Source organism: Pseudomonas sp. 5C2 (genome assembly GCF_034314155.1).
Taxonomy (GTDB): Bacteria; Pseudomonadota; Gammaproteobacteria; order Pseudomonadales; family Pseudomonadaceae; genus Aquipseudomonas.
Map to the genome: position 1 here is coordinate 847,497 of NZ_JAVIWH010000003.1, position 16,034 is coordinate 863,530.

At 59.0% G+C, this 16,034-nt stretch carries 16 protein-coding genes; 4 read left to right on the forward strand and 12 right to left on the reverse strand.

What is annotated here, in order from left to right; translation table 11 throughout:
- Positions 1-109 precede the first annotated feature (109 nt).
- Positions 110-730: a DedA family protein gene (locus tag RGU44_RS18715; protein ID WP_322176950.1), complete on the forward strand. Its 621-nt coding sequence runs from the start codon at positions 110-112 to the stop codon at positions 728-730.
- Here the strand turns inward: RGU44_RS18715 and RGU44_RS18720 are convergent.
- Positions 708-1,946: a sterol desaturase family protein gene (locus RGU44_RS18720; protein WP_322176951.1), complete on the reverse strand. Its 1,239-nt coding sequence runs from the start codon at positions 1,944-1,946 to the stop codon at positions 708-710. The two genes, RGU44_RS18715 and RGU44_RS18720, sit on opposite strands and share 23 nt — an antisense overlap.
- 173 nt (positions 1,947-2,119) lie before the next feature.
- Between RGU44_RS18720 and elbB the strand changes: the two genes are divergently transcribed.
- A complete protein-coding gene (elbB, locus tag RGU44_RS18725; protein WP_322176952.1) occupies positions 2,120-2,788 on the forward strand; it encodes an isoprenoid biosynthesis glyoxalase ElbB in 669 nt (222 codons plus the stop codon).
- Between the two features lie 24 nt (positions 2,789-2,812).
- Here elbB and RGU44_RS18730 read toward each other — a convergent pair whose 3' ends face one another.
- The 4 genes from RGU44_RS18730 to RGU44_RS18745 all read right to left on the reverse strand — a co-directional run bounded on the left by RGU44_RS18730 (position 2,813) and on the right by RGU44_RS18745 (position 8,055).
- Positions 2,813-3,271 carry a YaiI/YqxD family protein gene (locus RGU44_RS18730; protein WP_322176953.1) on the reverse strand — a complete coding sequence of 153 codons (459 nt, stop codon included), beginning with the start codon at positions 3,269-3,271 and terminating at the stop codon, positions 2,813-2,815.
- Positions 3,272-3,280: 9 nt separating this feature from the next.
- Positions 3,281-5,176 (reverse strand): cytochrome c/FTR1 family iron permease, encoded by a 1,896-nt coding sequence (locus RGU44_RS18735; RefSeq protein WP_322176954.1) that lies wholly within the window; start codon positions 5,174-5,176, stop codon positions 3,281-3,283.
- A 226-nt stretch (positions 5,177-5,402) separates the two neighbouring features.
- Complete coding sequence (locus RGU44_RS18740; protein WP_322218520.1) at positions 5,403-6,035, reverse strand: LysE family transporter; 633 nt, start codon at positions 6,033-6,035, stop codon at positions 5,403-5,405.
- Between the two features lie 109 nt (positions 6,036-6,144).
- Positions 6,145-8,055: an ATP-binding cassette domain-containing protein gene (locus RGU44_RS18745; RefSeq protein ID WP_322176956.1), complete on the reverse strand. Its 1,911-nt coding sequence runs from the start codon at positions 8,053-8,055 to the stop codon at positions 6,145-6,147.
- 46 nt (positions 8,056-8,101) lie between these two features.
- Here RGU44_RS18745 and RGU44_RS18750 point away from each other — a divergent pair, with 46 nt between their 5' ends.
- Positions 8,102-8,566 (forward strand): TIGR02444 family protein, encoded by a 465-nt coding sequence (locus RGU44_RS18750; RefSeq protein WP_322278477.1) that lies wholly within the window; start codon positions 8,102-8,104, stop codon positions 8,564-8,566.
- Here the strand turns inward: RGU44_RS18750 and RGU44_RS18755 are convergent.
- Entirely contained in the window at positions 8,563-9,441 is an 879-nt protein-coding gene (locus RGU44_RS18755) for an AlgP family protein (RefSeq protein WP_322218523.1), read from the reverse strand. The two genes, RGU44_RS18750 and RGU44_RS18755, sit on opposite strands and share 4 nt — an antisense overlap.
- Before the next feature lie 214 nt (positions 9,442-9,655).
- Here RGU44_RS18755 and RGU44_RS18760 point away from each other — a divergent pair, with 214 nt between their 5' ends.
- A complete protein-coding gene (locus RGU44_RS18760) occupies positions 9,656-10,333 on the forward strand; it encodes an FKBP-type peptidyl-prolyl cis-trans isomerase (protein WP_322176959.1) in 678 nt (225 codons plus the stop codon).
- A 54-nt stretch (positions 10,334-10,387) separates the two neighbouring features.
- On the opposite strand, the gene rsd is transcribed toward RGU44_RS18760, so the two are convergent.
- The 6 genes from rsd to hemC all read right to left on the reverse strand — a co-directional run bounded on the left by rsd (position 10,388) and on the right by hemC (position 15,927).
- Positions 10,388-10,861, reverse strand: coding sequence for a sigma D regulator (gene rsd / locus RGU44_RS18765; protein WP_322176960.1), 474 nt, complete (start codon positions 10,859-10,861; stop codon positions 10,388-10,390).
- Positions 10,862-11,068: 207 nt separating this feature from the next.
- Positions 11,069-11,584, reverse strand: coding sequence for a disulfide bond formation protein B (locus RGU44_RS18770; RefSeq protein WP_322218526.1), 516 nt, complete (start codon positions 11,582-11,584; stop codon positions 11,069-11,071).
- A 209-nt stretch (positions 11,585-11,793) separates the two neighbouring features.
- Positions 11,794-13,032, reverse strand: coding sequence for a heme biosynthesis protein HemY (locus RGU44_RS18775; RefSeq protein ID WP_322218529.1), 1,239 nt, complete (start codon positions 13,030-13,032; stop codon positions 11,794-11,796).
- Positions 13,029-14,087, reverse strand: coding sequence for a uroporphyrinogen-III C-methyltransferase (locus RGU44_RS18780; protein WP_322182938.1), 1,059 nt, complete (start codon positions 14,085-14,087; stop codon positions 13,029-13,031). The genes RGU44_RS18775 and RGU44_RS18780 overlap by 4 nt, the downstream gene beginning before the upstream one ends.
- A 134-nt stretch (positions 14,088-14,221) precedes the next feature.
- Positions 14,222-14,989 carry a uroporphyrinogen-III synthase gene (locus tag RGU44_RS18785; protein WP_322176963.1) on the reverse strand — a complete coding sequence of 256 codons (768 nt, stop codon included), beginning with the start codon at positions 14,987-14,989 and terminating at the stop codon, positions 14,222-14,224.
- Positions 14,986-15,927: a hydroxymethylbilane synthase gene (gene hemC, locus RGU44_RS18790; protein ID WP_322218532.1), complete on the reverse strand. Its 942-nt coding sequence runs from the start codon at positions 15,925-15,927 to the stop codon at positions 14,986-14,988. Before hemC ends, RGU44_RS18785 begins: the two co-directional genes overlap by 4 nt.
- Positions 15,928-16,034: the final 107 nt, after the last annotated feature.

Sequence of the window (16,034 nt, forward strand, 5' to 3'; positions counted from 1 at the left end):
ACGCAACCATTGTCTCCGTAGGAATTCTTCACGTCGAGACACATATCCACACTTTCCTGAATGTCTTCTAAGCGTTAGGCTGCGCGTTCATTTCACCAGCACCCAGACAATGCTCCAACAATTTTTGCAGGACTTTGGCTACTTTGCCCTTTTCCTTGGAACCTTTTTTGAAGGTGAGACGATCCTTGTCCTCGCCGGCTTTCTTGCGTTCCGAGGTTACATGGATATCAACATGGTCGTGGTCGTGGCCTTCCTTGGAAGCTACGCCGGTGATCAGCTTTGGTATTTCCTGGGGCGTAAGCACGGCCGCAAGTTGCTGGCACGCAAACCGCGCTGGCAGTTATTGGGTGACAAGGCCCTGGAGCAAATTCGCAAACACCCGGATATCTGGGTGCTGAGTTTTCGCTTCGTCTATGGGCTGCGTACCGTGATGCCGGTGGCGATTGGCCTGTCCGGTTATCCGCCTGGGCGCTACCTGCTGCTCAATGGCCTGGGTGCCGGTGTCTGGGCCGCGGCACTGGGTGCGGCCGCTTATCACTTTGGCGCACTACTCGAAGGTCTGCTGGGTAACGTCAAAAAATATGAGCTTTGGGTGCTGGGCGCCCTGCTATTGCTTGGCGGCGTTCTGTGGCTACGTAGACGAATCAAAGCCGCACGCATTGCCAAAGAGCTGGAAATGACGTCCGCCAAAGTCGTCACCGTTGACGTCAAGAGTCAGCCAAACGAATGAAATGTCCGCGAGCGCAATACAGCCCCATTGCGCTCAGCAGCACGTAAGTCAGCAAGGTCACCCAGCCCAGCGGACTCACGGCCCAAAGCCCCAGCGCCTGCGCAAGCCCCATTAACGGCACGTTCAGCACCAGACGGGCGCACTCCAGCTTGATCGCCCCAGGCCGGTTCTCCAGCGCCACGCCGAGCACAAACAAACCAAGCGTGACCCAGACCCAGCCGAGCACCAGTGCCGGCGGGGCCAAGCTGTCGCCCACCCCCATCAGGTAGCTGCCCAACGCAGCATGGATAGCGAACTGCGCGGCGATGTAGACCTGCTGCGAACGGCTTAACGGCACCTCGAATTTGCGAAACTGGCTCAGGTCTGCCTTGCCCAGCGGGTACTTGGTCGCGACATCCGCCGGGCGCCAGCCGGTGCGCATAAACCAGATCCGCAGCGCATCCCACAGGCTCTCGGTACGCCGTGCGTCGGCGGCAAGTTGGGCGTAAAACTGCACGTTTGCCCATAATGGATTCCAGCTCGCCAGTGGCGTGGTGACACCGAAAATCGTTGGATCACTGTCCAGCTCTTCCTGGAAAGAACCCAATAATCTGTCCCAGACAATGAACACTCCGCCGTAGTTGCGATCCATGTAAACAGGGTTCTGCGCATGGTGAACACGATGATTGGACGGGGTCACGAACACCCATTCGAACCAGCCCAGCTTGGGAATGTGGCGGGTGTGCACCCAGAACTGATACAACAAATTGAGCGCCGCGACGCTGACGAACACCAGCAAGGGCACGCCCAGCACTGCCATCGGCAGGTAGAAAATCCAACTGAGCAGAAAGCCGGTACTGGTCTGACGCAGAGCCGTGGAGAGGTTGTACTCCTCACTCTGGTGATGGACTGAATGCGCCGCCCACAATACGTTGCGCTCGTGCCCCATGCGGTGCAGCCAGTAGTAACAGAAGTCATAGAGCACGAACGCAAACACCCACACCCATGGGCTGTCGGGCGAAAGCTGCTGCAGCGACAGATGCTCAAGGGCAAACGCGTAGGTCAGCACGCCGACGCCCTTGGTCAGCAAGCCGCTGGTAGTCGACAGCACGCCCGTGCTCAGGCTGTTGATCGAATCGGACAAGCGATACGTATTAACCTTGCGCCAACGATCAGCCAACAGCTCCACGGCAATCAGCACAAAGAAGAACGGCACGGCATACAGAATCAAATTCATGGGGTTGCCACTCAGGAGGCCTCTTGCCAAAGATTAGGCCCGGATTGGCCAAAACCCTATGGCAGCGAATGACAAATTAGTGGACATTTAACGACATTCTTGTCACAGCCTTTAAAGAAACGGCCAGCGTGCGAATCAGCCGATTCAGCGCCATGAACAGGAGCAAAAACGCGATGCAAAAGAGAGTGGCAGTGATTCTTTCCGGCTGCGGCGTCCAGGACGGAGCGGAGATCCATGAGAGCGTCCTCACCCTGCTGCGCCTGGACCAACGCGGCGTCGAGGTTCAATGTTTTGCCCCTGATATTGCGCAACACGATGTGATCAACCATCTGACCGGCGAAAAAATGTCCGAGTCGCGCAACGTCCTGATCGAGTCTGCACGTATTGCCCGTGGCGCGATCAAGGATATTCGCGAGGCCAATGCAGAGGATTTTGATGCGCTGATCATGCCGGGTGGATTTGGCGTGGCGAAAAACCTGTCCAATTTCGCCTTCGAAGGCGTCCATTGCAGCCTGCAGCCTGAGCTTCTGACGCTGGCCGAAGCCTTTGCCGAATCAGGGAAACCCATAGGGTTGATCTGCATTTCCCCCGCGTTGGCCGCGAAAATCTATGGGCCGGGCGTAACCTGCACCATCGGCAACGACCCGGACACCGCCAAGGCCATCTGCAAAATGGGCGGCATCCACAAAGAGTGCGCAGTCGACGAGATTGTCGAGGACACCGCACGCAAACTGGTCAGCACCCCGGCCTACATGACCGCCCAGTCGATCAGCGAATCGGCGGCCGGGATCAACAAACTGGTGGATCGGGTGATTGAGTTGACGCAGGAAAACGACGATTAACGGTGAACATCGCCCAATCCTGACTTAAGGGTATTCCCGCGCCAGCCGCGTCAGAATCCTGTCCAGCGCATTGGCGAACGCTTGTTTTTCACGGTCGCCATGGGGCGCTGGGCCACCGCTCATCTGGCCCTGATCACGCAGGTCAGTGAACAGGTTTCGCACCGCCAGACGATCCCCCATGTTCTGCGGGTCGAACTCGCGGCCCCGAGGGTCGAGTGCCGCAACGCTTTTTTTGATCAGCCGATCCGCCAACGGCACATCGCTGCAAATCACCAGTTCGCCCGGCACGGCATGCTCGACCAGGTAATCATCCGCCGCGTCTGGCCCGCTGGGCACCACGATCAATTTGACGCACGCGTACGTCGGTTTGACCTGGCTTTGCCCAGCCACCAGCAATACCTCGAAATGACGCTTCAAAGCGAACTTGATGACTTGGTCTTTAGCTGCCCGGGGGCAAGCGTCGGCATCGATCCAGACGCGCATACAGTTTTCCTAGACCGCCAGAATGCGGCGTTTCTCAGCCAAACGGCTACGGCCATACAACACGGCAATCGCTAACAAGGCAACTGCCTGTGCTGACAGCGAGTACGCGTCGGCATGAATACCCAGCCAATCGAACTCGAAGAACGGCACCGGACGCGTGCCGAAGACTCCAGCCTCTTGCAACGCCTTGACACCATGCCCGGCAAACACCACCGACAACCCGCACAGCAGCCCTGCGTTGATGCTGAAAAACAGCGCCAGTGGCAGCTTGGCCGAACCGCGCAAAATCACCCAAGCCAGACCGACCAACAACACCAGCGCCGTCGCGCCGCCAGCCAGCACGGCGTTATGACCCGCTGGACCGGCCTGCAGCCACAGGGTTTCGTAGAACAGGATGACCTCGAACAACTCGCGATAGACCGAGAAGAAGGCAAGGATTGCGAAGCCAAAACGGCCACCACCGCCCACCAGGCTGCTCTTGATGTAATCCTGCCAGGCGGCGGCATGACGGCGGTCATGCATCCATACCCCGAGCCACAACACCATGACGCTGGCAAACAATGCCGTGGCACCTTCAAGCAATTCACGCTGAGCGCCGCTGACATCAATCACATACGCGGCCACCGCCCACGTCGCGAGACCCGCGAGCAGGGCCAGCCCCCAACCCATGTTGACGCTGCGTACCGCCGACTCCTGGCCAGTGTTGCGCAGGAACGCCAGAATCGCCGCCAGCACCAGAATCGCTTCCAGACCTTCGCGCAGCAGAATCAGCAGACCCGAGATATAGCTCAGCGACAGACTCAGGCCATCGCTGCCGAGCAGATCCGCCGATTGTTTGAGCAGGGCTTTAGCCGCTTCCAGCTTCTGCGCTGCCTGCGCTACCGGCAGGCCATCCTGCAACGACTGACGGTAAGCCATCAGGGATTTTTCAGTGGCCTTGCGAACGTTGGGGTCGACGTTGTCCAGCGAGCTTTCAACCAGCTCAAACCCTTCCAGATAGGCCGCGACCGACAGGTCATACGCTTGCTCGTGATCGCCTGCACGGTACGCCGCCAGGCTCCTGTCCAGCGTCATGCGGGTGTATTCGAGCAGTTGCCCAGGGCCACGTTGTGCTTGCGGTGGCTGGGCGCGCTGGGCACGGAAGGTCGCGGCAACCTCAACACCTTGAGCCGCACTCACTTCTGCCGGCGTTTGCCGGGCCAGATCGGCCAAATTGAATACCGTGCCTTTGGCCGCAGCGGGATCAGCCGTGAAACTGGCGATATAGGTCGCCACGTCCCAACGCTGACGGTCGTCCAGTTGGTCGGCGAACGCGGGCATGTCCGTGCCTTGCACACCCAGGCCCAGCGTGTTGTAAACGTCATACAGACTTAAGTGGTCGAGTCGGGCCTTGTTACGCAGATTGGCGGGCGGCGGCGTCAAACCAATCCCGGCCGGACCATCACCCGCCCCGGCGTCACCATGGCACACCGAACAATGCTGGGCGTATAACGGCGCACCGCGGGCAGGATCGGGGGTGATTGCCGGGGCTTGGCTGACTTCGTACGTCACCGCCAGCTTCGCCGCCAGTAGTCGAGCCTGGCGCGCTACAGCCGCGCCCTCTTGATGCTCGCTCACGGCCTCGCGCAAGCTGCCAACGCCCTGCTCCAGCTCCGTGCGCTCCGCACGGGCAGGCAACGTGACAATCAAACCCTGCAAGACGGTCAGAAATTCCAACTGTTCGCGGTATTCAGATTCATCGATGACCTTTCCATCAGCAACGGTCGCGGGATAGTCCGCACCTATATAACCCAGCATGTGTAACGCCTGAGCGGCGCCATCAACAGGGTTAGCCAGCAACTCGAAGCTGCACAGGACAAACACGGGCAGCATCAGCCAAGCCCAAAAACGGGAGGGGAAAGACATCAAGGAATCCCAAATAAGAATGCGTTGTATTACATTGTATCAATATTTCTCGTTCGCATGCAGCTGCGTTTGGGATGGACGGTGCGACACCGCGCCGCACAGCCTCCTGAGCATGTCTGTGGGTGCGATGGTCTGTTCGCGAACGAGACTGCGCGCGCCCAACGCGCAATCTCTGCAGGAGCGAATTCATTCTCGATGACGGCAAGTCGGGCATCGACGATTTGAATCAAGCGGTACCGCGATGGATCGTGGCCAGAAATGCCGCTGCACCGACGAACAATCCAGCAAAGGTCCGGTTCATCCGGCGCTGCTGCTTAGGCGTGCGCAGCAGGCGCAACACTCGCGAAGCCAGCCCGGTATAACCGGCCATCACCGTCAGGTCGACCGCAACCATAGTGGCGCAGATGATCAGGTATTGGGCGAGGAGCGGCTGATGCGGGTCGATGAATTGCGGCAGGATCGCCAGCATGAACACCAGGGCCTTGGGGTTGCTGATATTCACCAGAAAGCCGCGCATGACCAGGCTCAAGGGCCGACCAATCGGGCGTACGGCGGCGTCATCGGCCATGTCGCTGGGCAGCGCGCGCCATTGTTTGATGGCCAGATAGACCAGATAGAGTACGCCAAACCATTTGATCAGGCTGAAGGCCAGTGCGGACGCTGCAAGGACTGCACCCACACCCGCCGCAACAATCGCAATCTGCAACACCAGCGCCAATTGCAGGCCCAGCACGTTCCAGTAACCGCGCCAGAAACCGTATTGCAACCCGCACGACATGGAGGCGATAGCGCCAGCCCCTGGAGACAGGCTGATAACCCAGCAGGCGGCAAAAAATGCCAGCCACGTTTCAAGCAACATCACACACCTCAGGCAAGACCGGAATGCCTTCTAAGCTAATGTTTGCGCCGAAAAATGACTATTTATTTTTAAGGCCTGCGTGCCAATGCAAAACATGCACGCGCATTGATCAGGACAAGGCTTCCAGCTCGGCCTGCATGCCTTCAAGCAGCTCGAGGGCTTCCATCCAGGCTTCTTCAAGCTCGGCTTCACGCACCTTCAGCTTGGCTTGATCGGCCAACAGGTCCCGCAGCTTGTCTTTGTTCGCCGCCTCGTAATTCGCACTGTCGGCCAATGCGGCTTCGACCTTGGTCAGCTTTTCATGCAACGTGCCGAGGTCGCGCTCAAGCTTGTCAGCCTCACGCTTGTGCGGTGCCAGCTGTTGACGCAAAGCGGCAGCCTGTTGGCGCTGGGCTTTCTTGTCGGTTTTATCGGCATTGACCGGCGTGTTGCTAACCGGTGCATTGCGCAGACGGTAGTCCACCAGCCAGCGCGCGTAATCTTCCAGGTCGCCATCGAAGGTCTGCACCAGCCCATCGGCCACCAACAAAAAATCGTCGGTGGTGCTTTTGAGCAAATGCCGGTCGTGGGAAACCACCAATACCGCGCCACTGAATTCCTGGAGGGCCATGGTCAAAGCCAGGCGCATTTCCAGATCCAAGTGGTTGGTCGGTTCGTCGAGCAGCAACAGGTTTGGCTTGCCCCAAGCGATCAAGGCCAACGCCAGACGCGCTTTTTCGCCGCCGGAGAAATTCAGTACCGGCTCGTCCAGACGCGGACCGCGGAAGTCGAAACCACCGAGGAAGTCGCGCAAGGTTTGCTCGCGCTCGGTCGGCGCAATACGTTGCAGGTGTAACAGCGGGCTGGCTTTGGAGTCGAGGGAGTCCAGCTGATGTTGAGCGAAGTAGCCAACGATCAGGTTTTCGCCACGCACCAATCGCCCGCTCAACGGCTCAAGCTCGCCCGCGAGGTTTTTGATCAGCGTCGATTTACCCGCCCCGTTAGGACCGAGCAAACCGATTCGCGCACCCGGCGTAAGCTGCAATTTGACCTTTTCCAGTACGGCCCTTTCGCCGTAGCCCAAACGCGCATCCGAAAGATCGAGCAGCGGGCTGGAAATTTTATCGGACTCACGGAAGGTAAAGTCGAACGGCGAATCGACGTGCGCCGCGGACAACTCTTCCATGCGCTCAAGGGCTTTGATCCGACTTTGAGCCTGACGGGCCTTGGTCGCCTGAGCCTTGAAGCGTGCAATGAATTTCTCCATGTGCGCGCGCTGCACTTGTTGCTTGTCGTAGGCTTGCTGCTGCTGGGCCAGACGCTCGGCACGGGCCCGCTCGAAGGCGCTGTAGCCCCCGCGGTAAAGAATGATTTTTTTCTGCTCGACGTGAGCGATGTGATCCACCACCGCATCAAGGAAATCCCTGTCGTGGGAGATCAGCAACAGGGTGCCGGTATAGCCCTTAAGCCAGTCTTCGAGCCAAAGAATGGCGTCGAGGTCCAAGTGGTTGGTCGGCTCATCGAGCAGCAACAGGTCCGACGGGCACATCAGCGCCTGCGCCAGGTTCAGACGCATCCGCCAGCCACCGGAGAAATCTCCGACCTGACGTTCTGTCTGTTCATTGGTAAAGCCCAGCCCGGCAAGCAACTTTCGCGCTCGTGCATCGGCAGTGTAGCCGTCGGCACTGTCCAGCTCGGCATGCAAGCGCGCTTGGGCGGCGCCATCATGCGCGGCTTCGGCGGCTGCCAGATCGCTCTGTACCTGGCGCAGGCGCAAGTCGCCGTCCAGAACATAGTCCACGGCCAGGCGATCGAGCGTGTCGACCTCCTGGCGCATGTGAGCAATGCGCCAATCGGCAGGCACAAGGCAATCGCCGCCGTCCGGGGTCAGTTCACCCCGCAGCAAAGCGAACAGGCTCGATTTGCCGGCGCCATTGGCGCCGATCAGGCCGGCTTTATGGCCGGGGTGCAGGGTCAGCTCAGCGTCTTCTAGCAGACGTTGCGGGCCACGCTGTAAAGTCAGGTTTTGAAGTCGAATCATAATGGCGGCGGAGTCTACCAGCTTCGTCCGAAACAAGTAGATGACTATGCCTTCTGATCTGTGGAGTTTCACCCTCATTCTTTATACCCGCCCGGGTGTGGAACAGGCATGCCTGCGCCTGCAAGCCAGCGGGGCCAACGTCTGCACCCTGCTGTGTGGTGCCTGGCTGGGGCAACGTGGAGTGGCTTGCACCGCCGACCGTTTGCGGGAAATCAGACAATTGGCCACGCCCTGGCACGATGAAGTGGTGCAACCACTCAGGGCATTACGCATCCGTTGGCGAGCAGCGGCGGTCAATGACGTCGAGTGGGGGAAGTTGCGCGAGCAGGTAAAGGGGCTGGAACTGGAGGCCGAGCGCGAATTGCTTTCGCGGCTTGAAGCACTGACGCAGGACTGGTCAGCAGGGACAACGAAAGATCTGATGGCGTGGCTGGAAGGTCTTGCTGGCGACGCTGCCCCCCAGAACCTCGACGCGCTGCACGTGCTGCGCGTCGAGGCGAACCAGCCTTAGGAAGCGCTGACAGGTGTGACGTTGCCAGTAGCTGGCGCTGCTGCAGGGGCAACGGCAGTCGGCGTGGTCGACGCTGACGGCGTTGCAGGTTTTGCAACAGGCTTGGCGGCTGGTTTCACTGCAGCAGGCTTGGCAACCACTTTGGCGGGAGCCTTGGCAGCTGGCGCTTTAGCCAGAGCAGGTTTGGCTGCCGGCTTGGCGGCGACCGCTTTAACAGGTGCCTTGACCGCAGGTTTGACGACCGGCTTGGCAGCAGGTTTAGCAGCGGTTGCAGCAACCGTTTTTTTCGCGGCAGGTTTGGCGGCAGCTTTTACGGCTGGCTTGGCGGCTACGACGGGCGCTTTAACAGCGGGTTTGGCAGGCGCCTTGACCGGAGCTTTTGCTGCCGCTTTTACAGGAGCCTTCGCGGCGGCTGTTTTAGCCGGAGCTTTGGCGGCTGCAGGTGCAGAGGCTTTTACGGCTACCGGTTTTGCATCACGCAGGCTCAAGGTTTTACCCACGGCCTCTTTGACACGACCAATGCCCTGAGCCAGCTTCAGGCTCTCTTGAGCATCGCGCTTGAGCTGCAGAATGTAAGTGCGGGTTTCGGACTGACGAGATTTCAGCGCATCGAGCAGCTCTTCAAGTTCAGACACACCCTGCTTGGCTTTGGCTTGCGCCTTGGCTTTACCGGCGGTAGCGGCATCCTGCAGTTTGATACGGGATTTGTGCAGTTTTTCTTGAGCTTTACCGCGTTGCTTTTCCAATTTGGCGAGCAATTTTTCAGCATCAGCCATCGCTTGGGAACAAGCAGTTTCAAGATGTTCGAGCAGGCTGCTCGAGAGCTGTTGGAGCAAATGCAATGGGGTGTTTACTGGCTTCTTTTGGGCCGACATGACTGACCTCCTGGCTGGCTTGATTGCGGCTCATACTAGACCTCTGCCTGCACCGCCGCTAGGCCATGTTGACAGTAACAATGGCCGTGCGGTTCACGACGGGATGAAAGTTGGTAGAGGAGCGTGTGACAACCTCATGAAATTCCTTTCATACCGAGCAACACCTTAGCGATTGCACTGGCATAATTGCCCTCTTCCCAGGCTGGAGAGCACCATGTCGCGTTACGTATTAATGTCTCTGTTTCTCTTGCTACCACTCGCTCACGCTGCTGAAACTGCCACCCCTGCCAATGACCATGACCTGGCCTACAGTCTGGGCGCGAGCCTTGGCGAGCGCCTGCGCCAGGAGGTTCCGAACCTGCAGCTTCCGGCACTGATCGAAGGACTGCAGCGGGCCTATGAAGGCAAGCCGCTCGCGCTTAAAGATGAACGCATTGAACAGATACTCAGAGACCATGATGCCTCCATGGCGCAGGCAGAAGACAGTCCGCCACCAGAGCCGCAAAGCGAAATTGCGATGAGTTCCGAGCAACGCTTCCTGGACAGCGAAAAAGCCAAGCCGGGCGTTCGTGTCTTGGAGGACGGGATTCTGCTGACAGAGCTGACACCTGGCAACGGTCCAAAACCGACGACTTCGGACCGAGTGCAAGTGCGCTATGTAGGTCGGTTGCCGGATGGGACCATCTTCGATCAAAACAGCCAACCGCAATGGTTCCGCCTTGATAGCGTGATTGCTGGCTGGACCAGCGCATTGCAAGGCATGCCGGTAGGTGCGAAATGGCGGCTGGTCATTCCTTCCGCGCAAGCCTATGGCGCAGAGGGCGCCGGGGATCTGATTGATCCTTACACGCCGCTGGTGTTCGATATTGAGCTATTGGGTGTCGCTCCGTAAGAGCGGGGTATCAGAAACCGGGGCGCAGGGCGCGCGCCCGGTAATGTCGAGACTTCAGGCTTGGGCCACGTCTTTTATTTCATGGGATGTATGCAGCACTTCGATCAGGCAGTCTTCGAGTTCGAAGCGTTCATGCAGTAGACCGCCCAGCTTCTTGAGCTCAACGGCAACGACTTCGCCATCGGTACAATCGCCTTTGTCGCAGCGATCATTGAACGCCAACGCCACTTCAGTGATGACATCCAGGCGCGGATAAATCTTTTCGGCTAACTCAAGGCCACGCTCATCGCCGAAGGCCTTGGCCTCATTGGTCAGCTGTTCGTAGACCTCGAAATGCCCCGCTGAAACGTAATCGACCAGAATTTCGCAGAATTTCTGCAATGATACGCGGTCATCCGCCAACGCCTCGGGCGTCCCGCCGAGAGCACCGTAGGCTCGAACCAGCTCGTGACGCTCCTGCAACCAGCGATCGATCAGCAGATTGACCCCGCCCCAACGCTCCTGAGCATTCTGACAACTTTCCAACATGATGATCTCTCTTCCCTTCAGGGTCATGCTGCTCTGTACCCGCCTCCAGACGTTCTAATAAATCTCGATGACAGAGACGGGTCTGATAAAGCCAGGTAGGCAGCATATTTCCAATGACGCGTGCGGCCAAGATTATGCCCGCACGCCAACCCCATCAAGGTACGCAGGAGATAAAGTTCATACAAGCGTTTAATATTTACCCGTATTTCAGGCTTCCTGTGCATCGTTCGCGCCGACGCCGACGCGCTGAAACAACGGGTAAGCCGCAAAAAAAATCATGCCGGCGAACGCCAAAAGGCTCCATTCGGCAACGCTCATACCCAGCAGCGACCAATGGATTTCAGTACAGCCGGCGGCGCATTCAAATGCCTGCGCAAGGAACAGGGGCATCGCCTCCTGCGAAGCGTTCTGCGCTTGCAGGCAGGCCGCCACGTCGCCCCGAAGCGGGCTTTGCAGTAAGACCTGGCTCCCCGCCGCCACCGCCCCCGAAAGGGCGCAGAGCAAGGCGATAAACGAGTACATCCGCCAACCGGCCTTATCAGGCGAATGTACAACCGCGACCAGGCAGACGACACCGAAAGTGATCAAAAAGGCGCGCTGCAGGATACACAGCGAGCAGGGCCGAAGCCCTACGCCATACTCCAGATATAACGCTACGCAAGTGACAAACACACTGACAATAAATGCCAAGAGGAACAGAGAACGCGAGCGGGCCAGGTGCATGGCTAATCCGTAACAGAGTGCGAGGGCCATTACGGTAGAGGAAAGCGCATAACCCTTTCAAGGCGAGGGCATAGCGATACTTCTGCAATGATGTAGGCATGTGCCGACGCAGTTGAACGGAATAAATACCGCTCTCTGCAAGATCATTCCTGCGCCCTACTGGGCGGCAGGACGCCTCCTACAAAATGGGGCGGACACACCCAACCAGCCTAGGCCCGACCCACTGCCGGAAGCGGACGTGCCAGCAAACGCTCGTCAAGCATGCCCAAACCTTCTTGAAACAGCTGATTACTGCGCTCGGTCTCCCCCAGTTGCGCCAACAAGCGAGCCAGTTCGGCGCAAGCCTCTGGGTTACGCTGCTGGCCGAGACTGCTTTCCAGATAGTCCCGCGCCTTGCCCCACAGACTGCTTTGCAGGCACAGACGACCCAGCGTCAATAACAGGCTTGGATCATTAGGGTGACTTTTGAGCCAACCTTCAGCTGTTTGCAGTTGTCGCGCGGGATCGCGGCCCCGCAACAATCCGTAAAGACGGGCCAGATGACTGTTGTAGTCGCGTTTGAGTGCTGTACGCAGCACCTCTTCCGCCTCGGCATCGGCGCCCAGCTGACGTAATTGCTCGGCATAGGCCAAGACCAGCGGCGGCTCCTGACGTTGTGCCGACGTGAGCTGTTGCCAGGCTTTGTTGAGCGACTGCAGACCCGCTTCGCCTTCCTCCCCGCGTTGCGCTGCAAGGGAGAGATTCTCACCCCAGGCACGGCGCTCAAGCTCCGCCAGCTCAGACGGCGGCAGCACTTTGTCCTTGCGCAGCTCGGGCATCAGTCGAATCAGTGCCGACCAATCCCCTCGCTGCTGATACAAACGCTGTAACTGGCGCAACACCTGGGCGTTATGCGGATGGCGGTCATGCATCGCTTGCAAGGTCACCAGTGCACCCTCGATGTCACTACGATCCTGCTGCAACTGCGCATGACTCAACGCAATCGCCAGCTCGGCTTGCGGCTGGCGCTCCAGCGCTCTCTCAAGCAGGTTGTCACAGTCCTCGTAACGGCCCAGTTCATTTGCCGCGCGTGCAGCGCCCAGGTAATACAACAGCGGCTGACGCTCAGCTTCGGCGGCACGCTGGAGGTGGCGCTGGGCACTGGCCCAACGGCCCTCGGCGAGGTCCATCTGACCTTGCTCGATCGCCAGTTGCACACGACGGCTGCGGTTATACCGCGACCACGGATTGACCACCCCACCCGATGCTGTCAGCAGATTGAACAAAGCCCGCAGCAGGAAAACCACCAGCCAGATCACCACCAGCAGCGCCAGCGTTGCCCACAGGCTCGATTCGTAACGGAAGTTTTGGTACGCGATCAACACGTAGCCTGAGTGCTCGGAGATAGCGACGCCAATCAACGCCGCGACAACAATCACCCCGAACAGGATCAGGTAGGCACGCTTCATGGACGGGCCTCCTGCTTGGCAGGTGCGGCAGGCTGCTCGACAGACGCATGACGACGCTCAAGGTAAGCCTGCACGGCGCTCAGGCTTTGCGCTAGATCGGGTGTCATCACCGATACCGGCTGAGTAATCAGGGCTTGAATGCGCTCGTCCAGGAACTTGCTTTGCGGGTTGTCCTGATTGAAATTACCGAGCAGCACACTGCGCGCTTCAGTCAGGGCCTGGGTATACACCTGCGGCTCGCCATTGAGGGCTGCCCACTGAGCTTGCTCCAGCGCCAGGGTCAAAGCCAGTCGAACCTGTGTCAGGCTCTGTCCGGCCAACAGTGGACGGATGTTCTTGTCCGCATTGAAGTCAATACGAATGTAGTGCGAGATTTTATCCCACCACTGCACCCAACGACTGGAGGTGTCACTGTCGGAGGTCAATCCCAGCAACGACCCGCCCTTGTCTTCATATTCGGGCGCCAACGCATTGAGCTGTGCGGCCTGATCACGCAAGGCCGCCAATTGCAGAAACAGGCCGGTGCGATCAGGTTGCTCCACGCTGCGCAACGCAGCCAGGCTTTTAGCCAACTGCTCGCGTGCGGCAAAGGAACCCGGGTCATCCTGTTCGCGAAGGATTTCATCCGCACCCTGCACCAGCGCCTGAGCACTGTTGATGTCTTGCAGCGCCGACAAGCGCAAACTCGCCAGACGTACCAGATGCTCGGCCTCGGCCAGTCGCCAGTCTTTTCGGCTGGCACCCAGCACGGTTTCCAGGCGCTGGCTCAGGCGCTGCTGATCGCCCTGAAGCTGGGCGACCAGCCGCCGACGATTTTCCAGTTCATCCGCTGCAGGCAACTGTGCAAGACGCATCGCCAACTGGAGCTCGTTCTCTTTGAGCGTCTGAGTCTGCGCGCCAATATCCTGCAATTGCCCCGACTGTTGCTGATGGCCCGCCAGCAGAATGCGCACCTGCCAGACACCCCACCCACCAGCAGCAACACCCGCAGCCCCCAGCAGTAACGCTAAAATCACCAAGCTATTGCCACGGCGCTTTGAAGGCTCGGTCGACATTGGCGCAGGCGCTTCAAGCCGCGGTTCAAGATTCTCTTTAGGCAAGACTGTTTCGCTCACGTATCCATCCTTTGCATTAGGGCGCAGTCACATCAATGACGACTCTATTCTGAAAGAGTTCGCCTTTGCTACGTCTAGAGGGCGGGCCCGGGGTGTTCCCGTAACGCCGCCAGCAAAGCCGCGGCATTAGCGCCACGACAATCAACAACTGTCCGGGCCCCGGCGGCATGAGCCAACTCGGCAACCCGGGGGCTCGGTACGAACAGCGGTAACCGGGCCACATCAGGCCAGGCATCGCCCGCCAATTCACGCAGGTGTTCAAACCCCTGCCCACTGCTGACCACCAGGCCGTTCAAGCGTTCCGCTGCGATGCGTCGTGGCAACTCCGAAACTGCATAATGCGGCAGATTACGTCGGTACAACGGCAGATAGTCGACACTAGCACCTAGATCGCGTAACCGCTCGGCCAGCAACTCCCGGCCACCTTCCCCACGCAGAATCAATACGCGCGCTCCCGGCAGCGCCAGCGCTTGCTGCAACTGCGGCAGCGCAAGCAAGGCTTCGCTGTCGTCGGCGCGCGCGGGATAAGTGACGTCCAGGCCATAGTCTTCAAGAATCTGCGCGGTCGCCGCGCCAACGCTGAACCATTGCTGTATCGGCGGTTGCGGCCAGAGCTCGTCGATCAACGCCAAACCCAGACGTGCGGCCGGCTTGCTGACCACGATCACCACGCGGTAAAGGTCCAGATCGAAAATGATCGAGCGCTGCGCCGGCGTAATCGCCAGCGGCTCGATGTCCAGCAACGGCAGGCTACTGCTATAAATGCCGGCCTCGGCCAGCACTGTCGCCAGCGCTGCCGATTCCTGCGCAGGACGGGTCAACAGCAGGCGCCAACCGGTCACTCTTCGCCTGCCTCGCCATACACCGCTTGCAGAATGGCTTGCGCGCCCTGGGCCAGCAACGCTTCAGCGACCTGCACACCCAGTGCCTGAGCCTCGGATTGCGGGCCTCGGGCTTCAGCGTTGAGCAGCAGACCTCCCGCAGGGTCGCCCACCAAACCACGCAACCAGACCTGCTCGCCTTCAAGTATGGCGTAACAGGCAATAGGAACCTGGCAACCGCCATTCAGGTGTTTGTTCAAGGCGCGCTCGGCGGTAACCCGCACAGCCGTGTCGGCATGATGCAGCGGTGCGAGCAAGGCATGAATTTCAGTGTCCGCGCTACGGCATTCGATGCCAACCGCACCCTGGCCACCAGCGGGCAAGCTGTCGTCGACGCTGATTGCCGAGGTGATGCGGTTTTCGAAACCAAGACGAATCAAACCGGCGGCGGCAAGGATGATCGCGTCGTACTCGCCGGCATCCAGTTTCGCCAGTCGGGTATTGACGTTACCCCGCAAGAAACGGATTTCCAGATCAGGTCGACGCGACAGTAATTGGGCCTGGCGACGCAGGCTCGACGTGCCGACGATGCTGCCCGCAGGCAACTGATCCAGGCTGGAGAACGTGTTGGACACAAAAGCGTCGCGTGGGTCTTCACGCTCGCAGATGCAGAACAAGCCAAGGCTTGGGGGGAAGTCCATGGGCACGTCTTTCATCGAGTGCACCGCGATGTCGGCTTCATGCTCAAGCAGGGCCGTTTCCAGCTCTTTGACGAACAAACCCTTGCCGCCAATTTTGGACAACGGCGAGTCGAGCAGTTTGTCGCCACGACTGACCATGGGCACCAGCGTCACGACCAGCCCTGGATGAAACTGCTCCAGACGGGCTTTAACGTATTCGGCCTGCCACAGGGCCAACGCACTTTTGCGGGTAGCAATGCGGATTTCGCGAGAGGACATGGGTAAATCCGTACTTGATAGATTTGACGGATAATAACAGCTCAGCCATTACCTCAGTAGGAGCGCGCTTGCCCGAGATGGCATCTGCAGGATCAACATTTAGGCAC